General features: G+C 61.6%; 16 protein-coding genes. 4 read left to right on the top strand and 12 right to left on the bottom strand.

The annotated features are described in order from the left end of the window. The first annotated feature begins 12 nt into the window (after positions 1 to 12). The 3 genes from BM374_RS09740 to BM374_RS09750 are packed head-to-tail and all read left to right on the top strand — an operon-like array spanning position 13 to position 2,785. Positions 13 to 951, top strand: coding sequence for an ABC transporter permease (locus tag BM374_RS09740; RefSeq protein ID WP_092291310.1), 939 nt, complete (start codon positions 13 to 15; stop codon positions 949 to 951). Further along, positions 948 to 1,814, top strand: coding sequence for an ABC transporter permease (locus BM374_RS09745; protein ID WP_092291312.1), 867 nt, complete (start codon positions 948 to 950; stop codon positions 1,812 to 1,814). The genes BM374_RS09740 and BM374_RS09745 overlap by 4 nt, the downstream gene beginning before the upstream one ends. Beyond that, positions 1,811 to 2,785: an ABC transporter ATP-binding protein gene (locus tag BM374_RS09750; protein WP_092291314.1), complete on the top strand. Its 975-nt coding sequence runs from the start codon at positions 1,811 to 1,813 to the stop codon at positions 2,783 to 2,785. The genes BM374_RS09745 and BM374_RS09750 overlap by 4 nt, the downstream gene beginning before the upstream one ends. A 58-nt stretch (positions 2,786 to 2,843) precedes the next feature. On the opposite strand, the gene BM374_RS09755 is transcribed toward BM374_RS09750, so the two are convergent. From BM374_RS09755 to BM374_RS09800, 10 genes are all read right to left on the bottom strand, one after another. Next, positions 2,844 to 3,473 carry a 2-hydroxychromene-2-carboxylate isomerase gene (locus tag BM374_RS09755; protein WP_092291316.1) on the bottom strand — a complete coding sequence of 210 codons (630 nt, stop codon included), beginning with the start codon at positions 3,471 to 3,473 and terminating at the stop codon, positions 2,844 to 2,846. An 89-nt stretch (positions 3,474 to 3,562) separates the two neighbouring features. Continuing rightward, positions 3,563 to 4,249: a glutathione binding-like protein gene (locus BM374_RS09760; RefSeq protein ID WP_092291318.1), complete on the bottom strand. Its 687-nt coding sequence runs from the start codon at positions 4,247 to 4,249 to the stop codon at positions 3,563 to 3,565. Positions 4,250 to 4,260: 11 nt separating this feature from the next. Beyond that, positions 4,261 to 6,597: a N,N-dimethylformamidase beta subunit family domain-containing protein gene (locus BM374_RS09765; protein ID WP_092291320.1), complete on the bottom strand. Its 2,337-nt coding sequence runs from the start codon at positions 6,595 to 6,597 to the stop codon at positions 4,261 to 4,263. Between the two features lie 59 nt (positions 6,598 to 6,656). Then, positions 6,657 to 7,022 (bottom strand): N,N-dimethylformamidase alpha subunit family protein, encoded by a 366-nt coding sequence (locus tag BM374_RS09770; RefSeq protein ID WP_092291322.1) that lies wholly within the window; start codon positions 7,020 to 7,022, stop codon positions 6,657 to 6,659. Between the two features lie 78 nt (positions 7,023 to 7,100). Beyond that, the gene (locus BM374_RS09775) at positions 7,101 to 9,422 is read right to left on the bottom strand and encodes a N,N-dimethylformamidase beta subunit family domain-containing protein (RefSeq protein WP_092291914.1); all 2,322 of its coding nucleotides are present in this window, start codon (positions 9,420 to 9,422) and stop codon (positions 7,101 to 7,103) included. 62 nt (positions 9,423 to 9,484) lie between these two features. Further along, positions 9,485 to 11,134: a branched-chain amino acid ABC transporter permease gene (locus BM374_RS09780; RefSeq protein ID WP_092291324.1), complete on the bottom strand. Its 1,650-nt coding sequence runs from the start codon at positions 11,132 to 11,134 to the stop codon at positions 9,485 to 9,487. A 3-nt stretch (positions 11,135 to 11,137) separates the two neighbouring features. Next, complete coding sequence (locus BM374_RS09785; RefSeq protein ID WP_092291326.1) at positions 11,138 to 12,019, bottom strand: branched-chain amino acid ABC transporter permease; 882 nt, start codon at positions 12,017 to 12,019, stop codon at positions 11,138 to 11,140. Positions 12,020 to 12,022: 3 nt separating this feature from the next. Further along, positions 12,023 to 12,790 (bottom strand): ABC transporter ATP-binding protein, encoded by a 768-nt coding sequence (locus BM374_RS09790; RefSeq protein WP_092291328.1) that lies wholly within the window; start codon positions 12,788 to 12,790, stop codon positions 12,023 to 12,025. After that, positions 12,787 to 13,563: an ABC transporter ATP-binding protein gene (locus BM374_RS09795; RefSeq protein WP_092291916.1), complete on the bottom strand. Its 777-nt coding sequence runs from the start codon at positions 13,561 to 13,563 to the stop codon at positions 12,787 to 12,789. Before BM374_RS09795 ends, BM374_RS09790 begins: the two co-directional genes overlap by 4 nt. Then, positions 13,563 to 14,846 (bottom strand): ABC transporter substrate-binding protein, encoded by a 1,284-nt coding sequence (locus BM374_RS09800; protein ID WP_092291330.1) that lies wholly within the window; start codon positions 14,844 to 14,846, stop codon positions 13,563 to 13,565. The genes BM374_RS09795 and BM374_RS09800 overlap by 1 nt, the downstream gene beginning before the upstream one ends. Before the next feature lie 650 nt (positions 14,847 to 15,496). Here BM374_RS09800 and BM374_RS09805 point away from each other — a divergent pair. After that, the gene (locus BM374_RS09805; protein WP_092291332.1) at positions 15,497 to 16,534 is read left to right on the top strand and encodes a helix-turn-helix transcriptional regulator; all 1,038 of its coding nucleotides are present in this window, start codon (positions 15,497 to 15,499) and stop codon (positions 16,532 to 16,534) included. A 15-nt stretch (positions 16,535 to 16,549) separates the two neighbouring features. On the opposite strand, the gene BM374_RS09810 is transcribed toward BM374_RS09805, so the two are convergent. Both BM374_RS09810 and BM374_RS09815 read right to left on the bottom strand, forming a co-directional pair. Continuing rightward, complete coding sequence (locus tag BM374_RS09810; protein WP_177248195.1) at positions 16,550 to 17,719, bottom strand: MFS transporter; 1,170 nt, start codon at positions 17,717 to 17,719, stop codon at positions 16,550 to 16,552. A gap of 100 nt (positions 17,720 to 17,819) precedes the next feature. Beyond that, entirely contained in the window at positions 17,820 to 19,778 is a 1,959-nt protein-coding gene (locus BM374_RS09815; RefSeq protein ID WP_092291336.1) for a primary-amine oxidase, read from the bottom strand. Between the last annotated feature and the right edge of the window lie 83 nt (positions 19,779 to 19,861).

Below are 19,861 nucleotides of genomic sequence, written 5' to 3' on the forward strand. Positions count from 1 at the left end.
AGGGATCGTCCAGTGATTGTCTTCGTTGTCCGGAGATTGCTGACTTCGATACCGACCCTACTGGCGGTGTTGACGCTGGTCTTTCTGCTGGTGCGCGTGGTTCCAGGCGACCCCGCAATCGCCATTCTCGGCGATCGGGCGACCCCGGAAACGCTCGCGGCCCTGCGTGCCGAACTCGGGCTCGATCGCTGGATCGGCACGCAATATTTCGAGTTCCTCGGTCATGCCCTGCGTGGCGATCTCGGCACCAGCATGGTCACGCATCGTGCGGTCTGGACCGAAATTGCCGAAGCCTTGCCGCACACCATCGTATTGACACTGGCGGCGATGGCGATCGGCTGCCTGATCGGCATTCCCTCCGGCGTTTGGGCTGCCCTTCATCGCAACGGCACGATCGACGTGCTGACGCGCCTGCTGTCGTTGCTCGGGCTGTCCTTCCCAGTATTTGTGTCGGGCATTTTTCTGCTGATCGTGTTCGCGCTGCAGCTTCACCTGTTCCCGGTGATCGGCAATCCGCGGCCGGGCGATTGGGTCGACGGTCTGCACAAGCTCGTCCTGCCGGCTATCACCCTTGGTATCGTGATGGCCGCCTATGTCGTCCGCGTCACGCGCAGCTCGATGCTTCAGGTTCTCGGCGAGGATTATATCCGCACCGCGCGCGCAAAGGGCGTGTCGCGGCGCGGCATCATCTGGCGCCACGGCTTGGGCAACGCCCTGATTCCCGTGGTCACCGTGGTCGGTCTCTATGTCGGCATCCTCATCGGCAATTCGGTCCTGACCGAGATCGTCTTCAACCGCCCCGGCCTCGGCAAGGTGATCGTCAGCGCGCTGACCCAGCGTGACTACACCATGCTGCAGGGCATGATGGTGATCTACTGTTTCCTGATCGTCATCGTGAACCTGATCACCGACATCAGCTATGGGCTCATCGATCCGAGGGTAAAGCAATGACCGATGCGGCCCTTTCAGCACCGCTTTCATCGCGGCGCGCAACGATCGGTCGGCTCTTGAGCGATCCCGCAACGGTTGCTGGCCTCGTTCTCTGCTCGGTCGTCGTGGCCGGCGCGCTACTGGCACCCTGGCTTTCCCCTCGCGATCCTCTCGAACAGAATATCATCGACCGCCTGACAGGACCTGGCTCGGAGTATCTGCTCGGCACCGACCAGTTCGGCCGTGACGTGCTGTCGCGACTGCTTTGGGGCGCACGGATCTCCCTCATGGTATCCTTCCTGTCCATCTCCGCCGCCCTCGTCATTGGCGGAGCGATCGGCATGATCAGTGGCTATATCGGCGGCCGTTTCGATCTCGTGACCATGCAGGTGATGGACGTCCTGCTGTCGTTTCCGAGCCTGGTTCTCGGCATGATCATGGTGGCGCTCCTTGGTTCGAGCATCACCAATCTCATCATCGCCATCGCGCTCACGGCGATAGCTCCGTTCGCACGCATCGCGCGCGCACCGGTGCTCGTGATCAAGGAACGCGCCTTCATCGAGGCCGGCCGAGCGCTCGGTTTCTCGCATCTGCGCATCCTGCTCGTGCATGTTCTGCCAAATATCGTCACCGATCTCCTGGTCATGGGCACCCTCTGGATGGCCACCGCCGTCCGCACCGAAGCCTCGCTGTCCTTCATCGGGCTCGGCGTCAAGCCACCGACGTCGACCTGGGGCGGCATGATGCGGGACGGGTTTGAGAACATTCTCGACTCGCCATGGCTGTGCATCTGGCCGGGTCTGGCCATCCTCGTGCTGGTCTTGGGTCTGAACCTCGTCGGCGACGGCCTTTGCGACGTGACCGATCCGAAGGCCACCCAATGAGCGCGTCCGAAACCTTGCTCGACGTCCACGATCTCGCCAAGCACTTCACTCTGACCAAGGGCTTTCCTCGCCCGGTCACAACCACGGTTCGCGCCGTTGACGGCGTCAGCTTCGCGGTCCAGCGCGGCGAGGCCTTCGGCCTCGTCGGAGAGTCCGGCTGCGGCAAGTCGACTGCGGCGCGCGCCGTGTTAGGTTTGATTCCGCCGGATGCCGGGCGCGTGCGCTTCGCGGGCACCGACGTGACTGACGCCAAGGGATCGACGCTGCAACGCCTGCGCCGGCGCATGCAGATCGTGTTCCAGGACCCCTATTCATCGCTCAATCCGCGACGCACGATTGGCCAAGCGTTGACGGAACCGCTTGGCGTGCATGGTCTTGCTCGCGGCCGCGCCGCGCGCGAGCGCGCAATCGCCTTGCTGGAGGAGGTCGGCCTGCCGCCTTCCGCCTACGACCGCCACCCGCACGAATTTTCCGGCGGGCAGCGCCAACGCATCGGAATCGCCCGTGCGCTGTCCGTCGAGCCCGAGCTCATTGTTGCCGACGAGCCGGTATCAGCACTCGACGTCTCTGTGCAGGCACAGGTGCTGCTGCTCCTGAAGGATCTGCAGGCGCGGCGCGGCCTGACATTCGTGCTCGTCAGCCACGATCTCGGTGTTATCAGGTGGTTCTGCGCGCGCGTCGCAGTGATGTATCTCGGGCGCATCGTCGAGGACGGCCCGGTCTCGCGCGTGTTCGGCACACCGCGCCATCCCTATACGCGCATGCTGCGTGATGCCTCGCCAATCCCCGATCCGGGCATCCGATCCCAATTGCCGCGTATCGTCGGCGAAATTCCATCTGCCGCCGATCCGCCGGCAGGATGCCACTTTCACCCCCGCTGCCCCCGTGCATCCGATATATGCCGCACTGTATATCCGCAATGGCGAGCCGATGGTGAAGGAGGCGTCGCCTGTCATCATCCAGAGGACTGATCGCTCTCGCTGTCTGGATCGCCTCGTTATTTAACCTTTAGGCGCCGAACCTCTTTGCTCAAGGAGCACTCTTGCAGGCCGGATGGCTCTGTCCCTTCCGGCGCTCAAGCAACTCACGAACCAGCGGCAGGCGATCGTTGCCAAAATACATATCGGTCCTGTCGACGAAAATCGTCGGGGATCCAAAGCCGCCGCGAGCGATGACCTCGTCCGTGTTGATCCGGAGTTGGTTCTTGACCGCTTCGTCGCTGATCCCTCGAAGAAACTCCGCAGGATCGACGTCCAACTTCTTGCAGATGTTCGTCAGCACCGCATCTTGAGAGATGTCCCTATCCTCGCCCCAATAGGCCTCGAACACCGCGGTAGCGAACGGAACCATCCCGCCTCCGAGCCAGATGCAGCCGCGCATCGCCTTGACGCTGTTCACCGGAAAAACTGTCGGTGGCATTTTGATCACAAGCCCGGCTGAGCGCGCCCAGTCTGCAAGATCCTTCAACATGTACCGCGCTTTCGGCACGATCGGATTTTCGCGCGAAGCATAAACGCTCGGATTAACCGCATTGAACACGCCGCCAGCCAGCACCGGCCGCCACGAAAGGGGCTCGCCAAACTCCTTTGCCAGTCGCTGGATGTTGTGGAAGGCGAGATAAGTCCACGGACTTGAGCAGTCGAAGAAGAACTCTATCATCGATCATGCACTCTCTTCTTGACTGACATGCAATGCAACGTACCCGCCTTTTGCGGTTTCACCCGCCCAGGGTGACGCAATTCCTTCGGTCACGACTTCGATGCGCCGAACATGATTGTTCTTGCTTCGTCCGAGAACGGCTCCTTCACGAATTTGCCGACCGAAAGGCCGGCCTGGACTTGCGGCCGCCCGCGGACTTCCGCATACCAGCGTTTGAGGTTCGGATAGTCGTCGAGTGTGAAGCCTTGCGCCTTATGTGTCATCGTCCACGGGAAACAGGCCATGTCGGCTATCGTGTATTCGTCGCCAGCGACGAAGCGCCCGGTCTTACCCAATTGAGTATCAAGCACACCGTATAATCGCGTTGCCTCACGCCGAAATCGATCGATCGCATAAGGGATTTTCTCCGGCGCATAGAGGTGGAAATGACCGTGCTGACCGAGCATCGGTCCGAGACCGGCCGTCTGCCACATCACCCATTGTAAGACCCGGGTACGACCGCGCGCATCGACTGGCAAATAGCGTCCGGTCTTTTCGGCCAGGTAAATCAGGATAGCACCCGTCTCGAACACGGAGATCGGCTCGCCACAGTCGGCCGGCGCACGATCAACGATCGCTGGAATGCGATTGTTCGGGCTGATGGCGAGAAACTCCGGCTTGAACTGTTCACCGGCGCGAATATCGATCGGCACGACGGTATAGGGCAGCCCCAGTTCCTCGAGCAAAATCGAGATCTTCCAGCCGTTGGGGGTCGGCGCATAGTGCAAGTCAATCATTCGAGACGTTCCTAGGGGGCGACTCGTTCGAGCCCTGCCGTGCTTTTCCTAGTTGTGTTCGAGCCGGACAACGGGCCCGGCCTGATGAACGCGTCCACCACGTTGCTGAGCAACTGCGAGACGTTGTTCTCGAACCCGTTGACAGGAAGGGCGCTTCCAAAAGCGATGGATCCGGTTGCAAACACCGCACCATTGTTCGGCGCCTCGAAATACACCATGTCGGCCCGCAGAATGTAGTTGTGCGTCCCGCTAAATCCCTGATGGGCGTGGGCTCCCTCCTCGTCATGAGCGATGTAATTGTCGGGGTGACCACCCGAGGATGCGATGATCTTGGTATTGGGCGGCGTGCCGAACCCCAGCTTGTAGCAGTCGATCTCAATGCCCGCCGCTCCGCCGTTGCCCAGGCCGAAATCACCGATGATCTCGCCTTCGATCCCTTCCGTGATCCAGGCGAGCGCTGGATCGTAGCTGTCGGGCATGCGCCGGTAGGGCTGGCTATGGGCGAAGCCCTCGCCAGCGAAGGTATTGCCGACCAGCTTCTGTCCCCATCGCTGAAAGCCGGTCCAGATTCCGCCCATCTGCCCGGTCGTGGCGAGATAGTATTCACCCGGCCGAGCCGCCCAGGCGATCCAGTGGCCACCTGTCTTGCGGCACTCCATGATCCACGGTTCGTCATCGCGAAACGCCACATTGCAGCAGAAGCTGTTCGCGCCCATGCAGATAAAGCGCCCACCGCCGGCGATGTAATCCTCGTGCGCGTCGAGCATGCGCTCAGAGTGATATTCCGGGTGCGTGGAATTCAGAATGCAAGCATAGGGCGCCATCGCTGCGACACCCTCCAGATGCACATCTTCATCGGTCAGTACGTCGTACTCGTACCCCTTGTGCTCAAGCCACGCCAGAATCGAGAGGTCCGCCGGAAAATTCCACGGCAAGTCGAACGCGGCGATCCGGTATTTCGGCCGCATGTTCACCATCGGGCGACGGTAGCTCGTGTAGCAGACGCCGGCGCCATCCGCATGCGTGTCGTAGCAGCCGGCACCGAATTCCGGATTTTCGTAGATCTCGATATCAACCTCGGAGATCGTCGGCGGTTGGCCCGCCATTGGCTGCACGATCTGGCCGTCTGTCGCGAAACGCTCGTTGGCGTAGGCGAGATAGGTCGCGGTGGAAAACAACAGAGCAATTCGCGCTGTAGGCGTGCGGGGCCGAACGAAGAAAACGATGTATTCTTCGGCCAGGCCCTCGCCGTCACCGCCGCGTACTCTCATCGCGTAGGCTCCGCTGCGCAGCGTTTCGGGCAACTCGAGCGTCTTTGTGGCTTTCCAATTGCTGTCGATCATCGCGTCGGCATGGAACTCGATGCCGCCGTATTCATGCGGGGCGAGCCGGAAGCAGTCGTTGCGGCCGTTCCAGTTATAGCCGGTCTGTGCACGCACCGGCCTGTTGTAGCCCTTCGCATCGAGCTGGTTGGGTCCGATATCGATTACGAGATCGCCGATCCCGCGATCGGTATAGCCCTTCGTGGTGTCCCAATACGCGACCATACCGTCCGACGGGGGCTTCCCGCCCGCGCGAATCGCATCGAGCTCTTCGCGCGCCAAAGCGCGATCGAACACACCGCAACGATCGATCTTCCCGCAGTAGAGCTGCGACACGAAGTGACCGCGCAGCGCGTGCCAGTCGCGCGACCCCGCCACAAGGAATGGCGTATCGGGCAGGTTGTTCTGCCTGAACCGAAACATCTCCGACACATGCGAGCGGTATTCGACCGGCGCGACTTTGCTGAGCAGGCTGTTGTAGCGGTTCACGACGCCTTCCTGGTACAGCGTGGCGCGGCCGCTTCGCGCATCGAAAGTGGCCGCGACGAAATACCAAGCCTGCTTCTGCAACGGCAGCTCAGCCTGGAGATAGTCGATCTCGTTTCCGCAACCGACCCAGAACTCCAGCCTGCCGCTCGGATTGATTCCAAGGCCATAGCCGTGATTCCTGTCGTTGTCCCAGCGGCCCAGGAGGCACTGGCGATGCCCGACATCGGGCCATGTCGGCCAGATGAACGCACAGAGCGTGATGCTGCCGTCGAGCGCGAGCTTGCGATCGGGGTCGGTCGCCTCGAGGAAGGCACCGACCTGCGTGAACTGCTTCTCAACCTGCCAAGTGCCGTTGGCGACGCAGTCGATTTCTTCCTCGATGAATCCCGGACCATGCGGGTGCTCGTCGCCATGGATCAGGCGCACGAGATGGGCTTCAGCGGTCGACGTGCCATCGGCACTGACATGAAATTGTATGGTGTCGCCCGGCTTCACCGAGATCTTGTCTGCATAACCGAATATCTTGATCTGCGCCATGGTGCGGAGTTTCCCATCGAGAAGCCGGACAAGGTGCCCTGCCTGGCAGGCGTGTTACGCTAGGTTTCGAGAAGGTCGCGGATGCAGCGCAGGAACAAGCCGTGACGGGCATCGTTCGCCGATGTGTAAATGGCATCATCGATCAAACGCGGGGGAACGCCCCGACGTCCTGAGAGCTTAACGACCTGATAGCGCCGGAACGGCTCGATTGCTCTGACCGCATATCTTTGCTCAAGCGGCCGTTGACGAAAATAGATCAACAGTCGCTCGAGCCTCTCGCTGTGCTGTCCCAGCGGCAATTGGCGGTGCTCCTCGATGACCTCGGGGTTCACCAGCGTCCGCAGAAACTCGCGGCGGAGGCCGTCGAATCGATCCCGGACGATGATGTCACGGTCCTCGGACCTGTCGTACTCAAGAGGCAGCATCTCAGCTCTCCAACTGCAGACGTTCGACGTGGACCATAGCCGTGGCAGGTGCCGACGCGGCTTTCCCTGCTTGATTCATCAAGCCCACTGCTTTTCCTCGTTGACCCATGCGAGCCCGGGCAATCTGCTGGCCCCAGCGAATGCCTCCACGACATTCGCCAGCACTCGGGATGCGCTGTTCCTGAAATTGTTGACCGGCAGCGATTGCGCGAATGCGACCGAACCACATGCAAACACAGCGCCGCCATTGGGAGCCGTGAAGTAGGTCATGTCGGCGTGAACCCGCCAGTCATACGACCCATAGAGCCCAAGATAGGAATAGAGGACGAGCTGCTGGTTCACGACATAGCTGTCCGTGTGGCCCCCAGACGAGGCGATGATCTTGGTGTGCGGCGGCGTGCCCAGAGCGCGGTCATAATAATCGAGCGCCAGGCCCGCGGCGCCGTCATTGGCAAGACCGGCGTCACCGATGATCTCGCCATCGACACCTTTGGTGATCCAGGACACTGTGCGGTGATAGCTGTCCGGCATCCTCCGGTACGGTTCGCTTCGTCCACCGCCCGAGCTGCTCAGGCCTATGCCAACCAGCTTCTGGGTCGCCCGTCCGAGCACCTTCCAGGGACCACCACGCATTCCGTCCGTTGCCATGTAGTGCTCGCCGTAGCGGGACACCCACGGCTTGTACCCGTCATCGCGACGTCGACATTCCATGATCCATGGTTCGCCGTCGCGAATGCCGGCTGTGGCGTTGAACCCGTTGCCGCCTGCATAGATGTAGCGACCGCCGGCGGCGATATAATCCTCGGTCGCATCCAGCATTCGCTCGGTGTAGTATTCCGGGCGCGAACTGCTGATCACGCATGCGTACGGCGACAACGCTTCCAACCCGTCGCGATGCAGGACCTCGTCGGTCAGGACCTCGTACTCGAAGCCGCTCTGGTCCAGCCATGCGATGATCGATAGGTCCGCAGCCAATCCCGAAGCCACATCGAGGCTCGGCATCCTGTACCTCGGCCGCATGTTCATGATCGGACGGTGATAGGAGCTGTAGCATACGCCATTGCCATCGGCGTGCATGTCGTATGTCGACAGCCCGAAATCGTCTCGCATATACATCTCGATGTCGATATCGGACAGCGCAGCCGACTGTCCCGTCAAGGCTTCGCGCTCCGGGTGATCGAAGCTCAGGCGCTCGTTCGCAAAGGCAAGGTAGGTGAGTGTCGGAAACAGAAATGCAATACGCGCCCGGGGCCTTCCCGGCCGGACGAAGAAGACGACATGCTCCTCGCTCACGCCCTTTCCCCAGCCGGATCGTAGCCTCATGGCATAGCAGCCGCTTTTGAGGCCCTGCGGCAGGGCGACGGTCTTGGTCGCCTTCCAATTGCAATCCGTCAGCGCGTCGGCATGAAACTCGATCCCCCCGAACTCTTGCGGAGCCAGACGGAAACAGTCGGTGAAGCCGTCCCAGTTCCAGCCGGTCTGGCCGCGAACGGGCCGATTGTATCCTCGAGCATTCAGCCTGTGCCGGCCGACGTCGACCACAAGATCTCCGATGCCGCGGTCGGTGTATCCCGCGCTCGTATCCCAGTACGCGACCAGGCTGTCCATCGCGGGCACGAGCCCGCTCCTGATCGTGTCGAGCTCGGCCGACTGTAGAGCCTGGCCAAATGCACCGCAGCGGTCGATCTTGCCCCAATAGAGCTCCGACACGCGCGCCCGCTGTTGCGCATCGCGGCTACGCGAACCCGCGATGAGAAACGGAGTTGAGGCCAGGTTCCCGGGCTTGCTCCGGAAAGTTGCAGACGTGCGGGATTCGTAATCTACCAGCGCGACCTTGCCCAACAGGCCGTTGTACCTGTTGCCGACGCCGACCTGGTGCAAGGTCGCACGCCGTGTCTCGGCGTCGAAGGTCACGGCCACGAAATACCACATCTGCACCTGCAGCGGCACGTTGGCGGTCAAGCGCTCGGTCTCTTCGCCCCGTCCGATCCAAAACTGCAGATAGCCTTTCTCGTCGATGCCGATGCCGTAGCCCTGCTTTCGATCGCCGTCCCATCGACCGATTATGGTCTGCCGTTTTCCGGATGCCGGCCATGTCGGGTGGATGAAGGCGAACAAAGTGAAGCTGTTTGCGAACGCCAGCCGGCCCTCGGGATCATCGACCTCGAGGAACGATCCCACCTGGGTGAACTGCGGCTCGACCCGCCACCTGCCGTTCGCGGTGCACGCCACCTCTTCTTCGACGAAGCCTGGCCCTGCCGGGTTCTGGTCGCCATGGATCAGGCGCACCAATTGCGCCTCAGCCGTATCCGTCCCCTCGGCGCTGACATGAAACTGAATGGTCTCACCCGGCTTGACCGAGAGCCTGTCCGTGTAGCCAAAAAGTCTGACCGGTGTCACCGCCAACTCCTTCCTTTACAAGCTCAGCGTCCGCCGCGCAGGTCCGAACGCTTCATCCGTGATCAGGACTCCAGTAGATCCTGTACTCGCCGCATGAAGACGCCGTGGCAGGCCTCATCCGGCGTCGCGTAGATTCGATCCTCCACCACCCGCGGCGCTACGCCACGATGTCCGGATAGAGCGACGATGCGATAGCCTTCGAAGCGTTCCACGGCCATGATGGCGTACTTCTCCACCTGAGGACGGGTGCGGAAGTAGATCAGCAGCCGTTCGAGCGCCTCACTGTGCTGCCCGTTGAGGGAGTGGCGATGCTCCTCGATGATCTCCGGCGACACCAGCGTCTTGAGATGATCGCGAGTCATCTTGTCGTGGCGCCGCTGGTAGATGACGCTCTTGTCCTCGGTCTCGGTCGCTTCCTCGGGCAGCAGCTCGCCGCCCTTCTCCGCTCGCGTCGATCGCCGCTCGCTCTTCTTCTTGTCGCGCCAGGCACGGAACTGCGCCTTGATCCCGAACAGCCCGTTGCGCAGGTAAAGCACGACCAGGAGCATGATCAGCCCGATGATCATGAAGCGAGCCGGCCCCCACGTATTCAGCACCTGGTCGAAGAACACGACGATCAGGGTGCCAACGACCGCGCCTTCCGCACGTCCAACGCCGCCGATCACCAGCATGGCGAGGCCGAGCAGCACGGTATCGAAATTGAAGATCGAGAACGCCACGCCGCCGAAATTCGAAGTATAGAATCCGCCGATGAAGCCCAGCGCCGCCGACGAGACGAGGAACACCCAGACGCGCGCCTGGCGAAAGTTGACCCCCGTCGCCTCGGCGAAGGCCTCGCGCTTTTCGGGCGCCATGCGCAGGATTCGTCCAAGCCGGCGGCCGTTGACGAACCGGTAGAGCAGCAAGGCCAGCAGCATCAGGCCAAAGCAGGCGTAGTACGCCAGGAGCAGCTGACCGAGCTGCGACCATTCTTCCGGGATATAGGTCCTGGCGCCGTACAGGCCGCCGTTCGCGGACCCGAACTCCTTCGACGTCACGAAGTAGACCCGGCAAAGCTCGTTGAGACCCAGGGTGAGAAGCGCATAGTAGAATCCGTCGAGCCGCGTGGCCGGCAGCGCGATGATCCCACCGAAGACCAGCCCCACCAGAGCCCCGATCGGTGGCAACAACCACCAGGGCAATGCGAACTTGACGGCAAGCAATGCCGTCACGAACGCTGCCGTCCCGACGACTGCATAGGTCGCGAGCGAAAAGACACCCGCAGTTCCCATGATGAGCATCCAGCACAGACTAATGGCGGCATAGATGCCGAACGTGGCTCCCGCCGTCAGCAGCGTGTTCTGCAGATCGCCTGGCGTGAACAGGGGAGCTATTGCCAGCGCAAGAAGCCCCAATACCCACCAGATGGGCCGCTTGTCGACGATCGTCTTCTCCGCGCGCAAGGTCTTGGGGTTATATTCCCCGCGCACGCGGAGCACGCGGCGGCGTGTCGGCCAGTAGCGAAGACGATTCCACATCGTTGCGCCGTGGCCTGGCCATTTGTAGTAGTAGCGCAGGCGGCCGACGGGATTCAGCTTCGTCGTCGATCGACGAGTTCTTTCCCAGACCTCTTTGTGGCTGCGGAACGGAATGGTCGGGAGCTCTTCGACGTCGCGCTTGCCGCCCCAGACAAAGAGCGGATTGCGCCACTTGATGCCGCTATCAATTGACATTGCTCAGGCCTCCCTCGCCTTGTCGAGCAGCCCGGCAATACCGCGCGGACGCACCAAGAGGATGACGATGATCACGACGAACTGGGTGATGAGAACGTACCGGCCGCCGATCGATATGCTCGTCAGGGCCTCGTTCAGGCCGAGCACGATCGCGGCGATGACGGCACCGCGCACGCTGCCGAGCCCGCCGCAAAGCGCGATGCTGACTCCCTTGATCATCGGCATCAGTCCGCCGAACGGCGAGATATAGTAGGTCTGAGAGAGGAGGACGGCCGCGAGACCCGCCAACCCGCCTGTGATGCCCATGACATAGAACGAGGTTCGCCGAACGCCGATGCCGACGATGGATGCCGCATGCGGATTCATCATCATGGCGCGGATTTCGAGGCCACGGCGGCTCGACTGCATCCACCTTAGGACGACCGCCAATAGCAGGACGGATGTAACCACGTTCCCGATCTTGTCCGCCGTGAAGACAACACCCGGCAAGGACACCGACCAGTTGCCGAAGATCTCTGGCAAGCTCTTCGATCGCGGGCCGAACCACCAGAGCAGACACTGCGTGCCGATCAGATTGATCGCGAGCGTCGCAATCAAACCTCGAATGGTGAAGTTTGGCTTGTCGTGGATGGGTATGAACCCGACCGCACAGATGACCACTCCCCCGAGCGCGCCCGCGAGGATACCCGCGGCCAGCACCGCAGGCCCCGATGTGGAGACATGCTGGGCAAACAGCCAAGCGCCATAACCCGCGAATGCAAATATGAAGCCGTAGGCCAGATTGAGCAGGCCGAGGCTCGACCAGGTGATCGAAATTCCGATCGCAAGCGTGCCGTAAATGCACGCAAGGACGATGGTGTTGCTGACGATGAACCAGATATCCACGTTTTACGCCTTTCGATAAACGTTCAACGCGAGGGCCGCCGAGGCCTCACCCTTGAGCTTTCCGACATGCATGCCGATGACGCGATCGACCCGTCCCTCGAGCAGGGCGACGTTCTGCTCCGCAATGATCATCGCGGCATTGCCGAGCTTGACGGCCATCAGTGCGTTGATCACGCTCTTGCCGATCTTGGGCGCCAGCCCGAGCGATGGCTCGTCGACGAGGAAGAGCGACGCATCCGTCATCAGGCCGCGGCCGATAGATACCATGCGCCGTTCGCCGCCCGACAGGCGCCCCACGGGTACACCCATCAGCTTCCGCAACGGTGGAAAGATCTCCAGGATGCGGAGCTTGCGTGCAGCGCGATCGCGCCAGGCCGCCGCGGTGTAGGCGCCGGAATCGAGATGCTCCTCGACGGTCAGGCCATGGAAGATCTCGTCGCCTTGCGGAATCAAGGCCAATCCTGCGCGCACGATCTCGTGGGTGTAGCGCCCCGGCCCCTGGCTTCGCGTGCGACCGACCTCCCTGCCGTTCAGCTTGATCGAGCCGCGCTGCCAGCCGGTAAGTCCGGCGATAGCATAGAACAGGGTCGACTTGCCGTGGCCATTCAAGCCGACGATGCCGATCCGCTCCCCACACTGAACGACGAGATCGAGATCGTGGATGACGCGAACCGGCCCATAGCCCGCGGACAGTCCCTTGACGTTCAGGACCTCGCGCTGCGGCTGACGCGGCGGAGCGCCCGGCAAATGGTTGCTCACGGAGATATTCATGCATCCGCCTCTTCGCTGAAATCCTCGAAGTAAGCCGCATGGACCTTTGGATCCGCCATGACGTCGTCCATCAGGCCCTCGGAAATGACCTCCCCGGCGTCCATCACGAGAATGCGGTCGGCGATCGTCCCGAGGAGCTCGATGCGGTGCTCCACGATGAGGATCGCAATGTTCATTTCCTTTGCCAGGATCCGCAGCAGAGTATCGATTTCATCGACCTCCGAATTGATCAGGCCGGCCGCCGGCTCATCCAGCAGCAGCAACGAGGGCCGGCGCATCAGCAGGCAGGCCAGCAGCAATTTGCGCCGGTTGAAGGTCTCGAGCTGCGTCGCCGGCGTGTCGTCGCTGATCTTCAGACCGACGAGGTCGGCGCCATATTCGGCGTCGAACCGCGTGAGAAACGGACGGTGAGCCTGACGCGCCGCCTTGAACGTCTCGCCGACGGTCAGCTCGTCAGGAACGACCGGCGTCTGGAACGTTCGGCCGATCCCAAGCCGTGAGCGGGAATACAGCGGCAAGCCCGTAACATTCTCGCCCTTGAACCACACGGAGCCGCTCTTTGGCGGCATACGGCCGGAGAGGATTTCAAACAGACTGGTCTTGCCGGCACCGTTCGGTCCGATGATGCCGAGCACTTCCCCGGCCTCAACATGCAGGTTGATATCGCGGAGGATCTCGCGACCGCCGAGATCGAGCGAGATGCCGCGGCAGGAGAACAGGGCGGCCTTTCCGCCCTGTTCAGCCGCACCGTTTCGGGCGATTTGTCTGAGCATCAGCTCCACCACGGCGCAGAGATCAGCTTCGTTTCCGAGACCGGACCGGGATAGACGATCTTGTGCTCGCCGCCCTGGATCTGGACATAAAGCTGCGCGACGCCGGCCTCGAGCTTGTGCGCCTGCAATTCGTCGCCGCCATTGTCCGGAAAATGGAGCGCTTCCTGATATGGGTTGCCCATATCGACGAAGCCGCAGACGCCGCGCTGCGGGTTTGCCCGAATCCAGTCGCAGACCTCCCTGAACTTCCGGGGATCGCCGACTGCTTCCCAGGCCTTCTTGAGGTAGTAGGTCTGATCGTAGGCAATGCCGGTATAGGCAAGCCCCGCAATGCCGGGGAAGCGCTTCTTGTACTTCTGCCTGTAGGCGACCCCCCTCTCGTCACCATAGATGCCCATGGTGGTGCCCCACACGAAGCCGTTCGCCGCCGATCCGGCAAGTTCGAGGAATTCCGGCTGCGAGGGGCCGTACTGGAGATAGACGAGCGAATCGCGCACCGGGCTTGCCACGAACTGCTTGCAGAAAGCTGCGTATTCAGCGGCTACCCAATGGTCCACCATGATCGCGGCGGCATCGACCTCCTTCATCTCGCGAATGACCGGTGCCCAGTCCTGCACGGGGTACTGGATATCCGTAATGCGGGCGACCTCGAACTTCCCGCGCCGCTTGATCGCTTCCTGGGCCGCACGCGATATCGTTTGACAGTAACCGATCTGCTCCTGAACGATATGAACCTTGCGGTTCTTTGGCTTCCAGATGCCCCCCTGCTCCTGATCTTCCAGCCAGAGAGCATAGCTCCATCCGTAGTTCACCTCAGACGGACAAAACTGGAAGATGTGGCTGTATTTGTCCGGCTGCTCTTTCACGGCAGAAGTGCCGGCGCGTTGCGCGTTGCCGTTGATGTACGGGCATTTGTACTTCACCGTCGCGTCCATCGCCGGCAAGGGGACGAGCGTGAAAGCAAAGGAGATCGCGTCGACCTTGGCATCAACGCAGGCGGCCAGCGCCTGCTTCGATGATTCCGGCGAGAGAACGTTCATGTCCGTTGTGAACAGCTTCAGCGGCCTGCCGAGAATGCCGCCTGCGGCATTGATCTCCTCCACCGCGAGCGTCGTCCCGTTCAGAAAATCCTGGTGATCAGCGACGCCGGCTGCAGCAGTCTGGCAGTAGGGAACGCCGAGAAGGATCGGCTGGGCGGCAAGCGCCGAACGTCCAACAAATGGTGCGGCCATGGCGGCGCCGATGCCCGTGGTCACTGAACGCCTGGTGAGTTTGAGAACCATCCGAGCAACCTTTCCTGCAATCGCGCGCGGGTGCTCGGCATCGCGACCGAGACCGGGCCGGACTTCCGTTGGCGCTAAGACGATGCGGTCAGGCACCGTCGGGTGATCGCGGCCTCGATCCGTATCCCCACGAACTGGCATGGTTGCTTCGGCCGAACCGCATTGATCATAGCCTCGGTTTTTTGCCGATTTTCAGCAATACGTCAGCTGACCGATTTTGAAGGCCGAGCTGGAGGGTCCCCCCTGTGCGATCTAGAACGACGCTGCGGGTGTGAACTGAGCTCAGGGTGACGACTTGCACGGCAAACCACGCCCAGATTTTCATCAGTCGGCAGCGCGGAAGGTCAGCTTGCGTCAGAATTGCTGGCCCTGGATGAGGGGCAATGCGACACTCCTTTGACTAAAGGAGCGACCGCATCTAACATGCAATTGCAGCTTTCAGCTCGGCGTCTCAGTTCGATCCGGGACGGTCGAGATAGCAGGGCGAATGGCCACCTCATCATGTGGCAGCTCGCTGGTTGGCGCAGTCCTTGCTGTGCTAGGGACGCGAAATACTAGGCAGTGTCGCCGGTCTAACGGATCACTAGCGGCCAAGAAGAAGATTCGATCACGAACCGTTGGCAAGATCTTTCACGAGCTGGAGGCTCACAGTGAAATCGGCAGCGATCGAGCATGCTTTGTCGGCTACGGTGCGGCTCGATGCACCGGCGGCAGCCCTGAATGATCAGATCATCGATCAGGCGACCCAAGTCACCCGTCTGTTACGCGAGTTCGTGAGGAGCGAGGCGATCGCGCTAGTCGCGATGGATCCGATATCCCGAAACCACCGTTTCCTGGCAGTCGATGGATACACGGACAAAACGATGTCCTACGTGCTCGACGGCTTCCCCGGCACCTGCCCCGCTTACGCCATAGCGCGCGAAAGGGACACGCACTCGCTGCGTTGGCGAGACTACAAGCGCGATTGGAACCTCTCTCTGCCGGATACCTTCACCGCCCAGGAATACCTGATGCCGGATGGCTTCAGGGAGGGTTCGACAATGTGCCTGCGCGTCGCCGATGGCCGCTATATCGGGGCCATCCACATGAGCTGGTCCAAGGAGGCGCACGCCAAGGACGAGCATCGCGAGATGACCGAGCGCTTCCGCCCAATTCTGCTGAACATCTGTGATCAGCTCAGGACACCACAGCTGCTGGCCGATGAGCTGGCGCCGGGTGCCTATGCCATCGCCGTCTCGCCGAACGGTTTTGCGTTTCATCTCCCCAACCGTAGTCCGGGACCGCATCTCGGCGAGGGCGGAGAGCTTCGCCGGCTCGTGCTGGAGAAGGCGAAATCACCTAGTGCTCAGCGCTTCGTCTGGCCGGACGAGGCCGGCCGCTGTCACCAGGTCACGATCACGCCCTGCCGAGGAAACATCCTGCTGATCACAGAACAATGCATTCGCTGGCCGTATAATCTCTCTCTCCGGGAGATTCAGATCCTGCATCTCGTGACCAGCGGCGCTTCAAATCCCAACATCGCCGAGCAACTCTTCGTGTCGCCCCGCACCGTCTCCACGCACATCGAGCATATCCTCGCAAAGATGGGCTGCGACTCGCGCACGCGACTCGCAGCACTTGCCGTGTCCGAAGGACTGCTGCTGGCGGAGTCCCCTGCGCGGCGGTCTCGGAACTTCGCTGGCCATTGATCGGCCGCGACTGTTTTAGCCGGATGACGCGTCTTGCGCCGGCGCATCCTTCAGAAGTACGACGAGACCCGCGGCCGCGAGGCAGGCGAGGCCGACGCCGGCGAATCCGACCGCATAGGCGGCGAGGCCCAAGGCACCGATCGCCGCAGACGCGATAGCGCCTCCTGCCAGGTGCATCACCGTCATCCAGCCCATCGCTCTGCCGACGCGGAGCGCGCCTAGATTTACCGACATCAGCCTGACCAGTGCAGGAAATGTCAGCGCCGCATCAAGGCCATAAAGCGCACCGAACCGGGCCAATTCGACGACGCTGAAGCCGGTGAATGGAAGCCAGAGCAAGAGGAGCGCGCGGACGACGAAGTAGAGCGCCAGCAACGTTCGGGCGGGACAACGGTCGGCGAGAATCCCGCTCACCACGCTCCCTACCGCGCCGCCGAGCACGAGGATCGCCATGACATCGGCGCTCGACGTGAGGCCGAGACCAGCGCCCATGCAGAGCATACCGAGCTGACCGTCGATCAAGCCGGATGTCGACGCACCGCAGATGCAGAAGGTCGTGGCAAGGACCCAGAACCGCCAGTTCTCCTCCTTTAGACGCGATGTCCCGTGCCGGTTGGACTTGGGCCCTCGCGGCAAGGCTCCTCGTCGGGATATAGGGACAAGGACAACGGCGAACGCCGTGGCGAGCACGCCGACGGCAGCGGCCTGGAACGCGAAGCGCCAATCAAGCGCACTGGCCGCGCGTGACGCCAGCAGCAGTCCAGCCGCCGATCCCAGCGGCTGCATCGACGCCAGGAGACCAAAGCGTGTCCCACAATGCGCCGCGCCGCCACGACTCCCGACCATCGCCCCCAGAAGGGACGCGCTCAAAGAGCCACTAAAGCCGACACCGAGCCCCCAGACCACAGTGAGATGCCATGGCGACATCGCATGCGTCGTCGATGCAAGCGATAGCGCAAGGAGAGCCAGACTGACGATCAGTGGCGCGCGAACGCCCCAGCGTTCCAGGCTGTAAGCTGCGAACGGCGATACGCACGCGGAGACTGCGATGCCGAGCGTGATCGGCAAGGACACATCGGAGGGCTGCAACCCCAGATCCTGCTGGACGGTGACTGCCAGCAAGGCGGGGAGAACGCGCGCGGCCGAGCCTGCAAAGATCGCAAAAGCGACGATCGCGGAGGCCATCGACCTGGAGCATGCTATCCTCGCGAAGGAGGAGCCACGACCGGCCGGCGACGCCGGTCGGACGAGCGGGAACGCGGCGGGTCCGATGGCGAGCCCCGCCCTACTCGGCGGCCTGCGCATGACAACTCGCGGCGTTCGTGTCGGGCGCGAGATCGATGCCGGGATTGCGATCGAAGAAGCCGCTGGGCATCAGCTTGAAGCCGGTGAAGATGCAGGGCTGAACGGGAAAGTCCTCTGGGCGGACCTGATGGTGAAGCCCGAACACGTGCCAGAGCACGATGTCGGTGCTCTCGATGTTCCGGTTCTTCCTGACGAAATCGGAGACACCTCCCGTTCCATCCGAGTGGTTCATGTATTCGCCAGCCGGATATCGCTCTTCGGGATCGAAGGCCGTCACCCAGAGCTGGTTCTTGATGAAGCTCGACCGCCTACCCGACGGCGACTCCGGATGGATGAACGGTGTCACGGGGTGACTGGCCTCGAGCTTGTAGCCCGTCGGCGTGCCAACCCAGTTCTTGCGATTGGGGTTGATCACTTTCCAAGCCCGATGCGTCGCGGGGTTCACCTGGCGGCACCCGCCGAGCTCGGTCTTGAGAACCGTCTCCTCCTCGTAGAAGCCGTTGCCATAGGCATTATCCGGCCCCCAGGGATCTGCCTTCGTGTTCAGCTCGACGACACTGTTGTCGTCACCGTCGATATTCATGTCGAGCCGCGCACAAAAGATGTGCTGGTGAATGTGACCGACGACGCCGGGGGCGACCTCCTTCCCGTACTTGCCAGGCTGCCCCGGATGGCAGGCGGCCGTGTTGATGATGCCGGTCGCCTTGAGCTCGAACTGGATCGAGCCATCCGTATGGAAGTACCAGAACAGGCCATATTCGTAGTTTGCGACCGTCGCGATGCAGGAGATCACCAGCCTGCGGGCGCGGCGCGATTCAACGTTGTTGGAGCGAAAGTCCCAATGCTTCCACAGCAGGCCCGCATCCTCTTCATGGATGCAGATCGCGTTCTCAATGGTGACAACATTGCCGTCCATCGTTGCGAGATGTGCATCCAGATAGGCGATGGCACCGAGGCAGTCGCAGCCGAGCTTCAACGAATTGGCGAGCTTGCCTATGCCGTACTCGCCGATGTCGAAGACGTTCTTCCGGAAATGCCCCTTGTCTGTGGTGCCGTACGGGACGACCATCTCCACCAGCGATGCGCGGTGCGCGATCGGCCGCCCGTCGTAGCTGATGTCATGCAGTGTCAGACCTTCGCGAGAATTGAAGCCGACGAGCACCGACCAGCGGTCCCATTCCAGCCGATGTCCATCAAGCTTGAACGAAACGCCCTCGGGCTGAACGATATTGAGCGGTTTATAGGGCGTGCGTGGATTTTTGATGAATTCCGCCTCGTAATTCACTTCCGCCTTCGGAATTGGAATGATTTCGTGGTCGTCGACACGGATGATCTCGTAGGTCTTGATGTCGACCACCGCGTTCAGTCCGCCGATGGGGTGCGCATAGAGATTGTCGTTCTCTTGTAGACGTACCCAGGCGAAGACGTGGGCGAGATAGCGACCGTCTTCGCCCGGGATATCGAAATTACCCGCCGACCACGGATCGATGCAGACGAGCGACATGTCCTCGATGCCGCGCTTCTTGCATGCTGCAATGAACTCGGGAGCCGCGCGAACGGCGTCTTCGATGGCTGTGAACTGCTCGAGCTGGATCATCGGCTTGGCCGACGGAAGATAGCTGGACGTGAGGACCTTCTGCTGGGTCAGGGAGACGGACAGCCGCCAGATCCCGTCCTGTCTGACCTGAAACAGATTGACCCGTGCAGTTCTGTCGATCTGATCTCCGGAGCTGTACCGACGAACAATCGCCTTCTCCGGCTCCAGAAGCTCGATCGTCTCAAAGAGAAAGTCGGCACCGTATTGTGGATCCCTGCGGACGATCTCGACGATGCCGCGAATCTCGCCAGCGGTCAGGGGATCAAGAGGATGCTTCACGCTATCCTGCGATCGGATGTCCGACGAGCAGGTGCAGGACGATGGAGCAGCGACCGTATCCATTCTTTATCTCCCTTGGTTGCCGACGGACCGGGCGGAGCGCAATCCGGAGATCGCAGATCCTCCCTCTTCAGCAACGTCAAACC

This window comes from Bradyrhizobium sp. Ghvi (assembly GCF_900115265.1).
Taxonomy (GTDB): Bacteria; Pseudomonadota; Alphaproteobacteria; order Rhizobiales; family Xanthobacteraceae; genus Bradyrhizobium.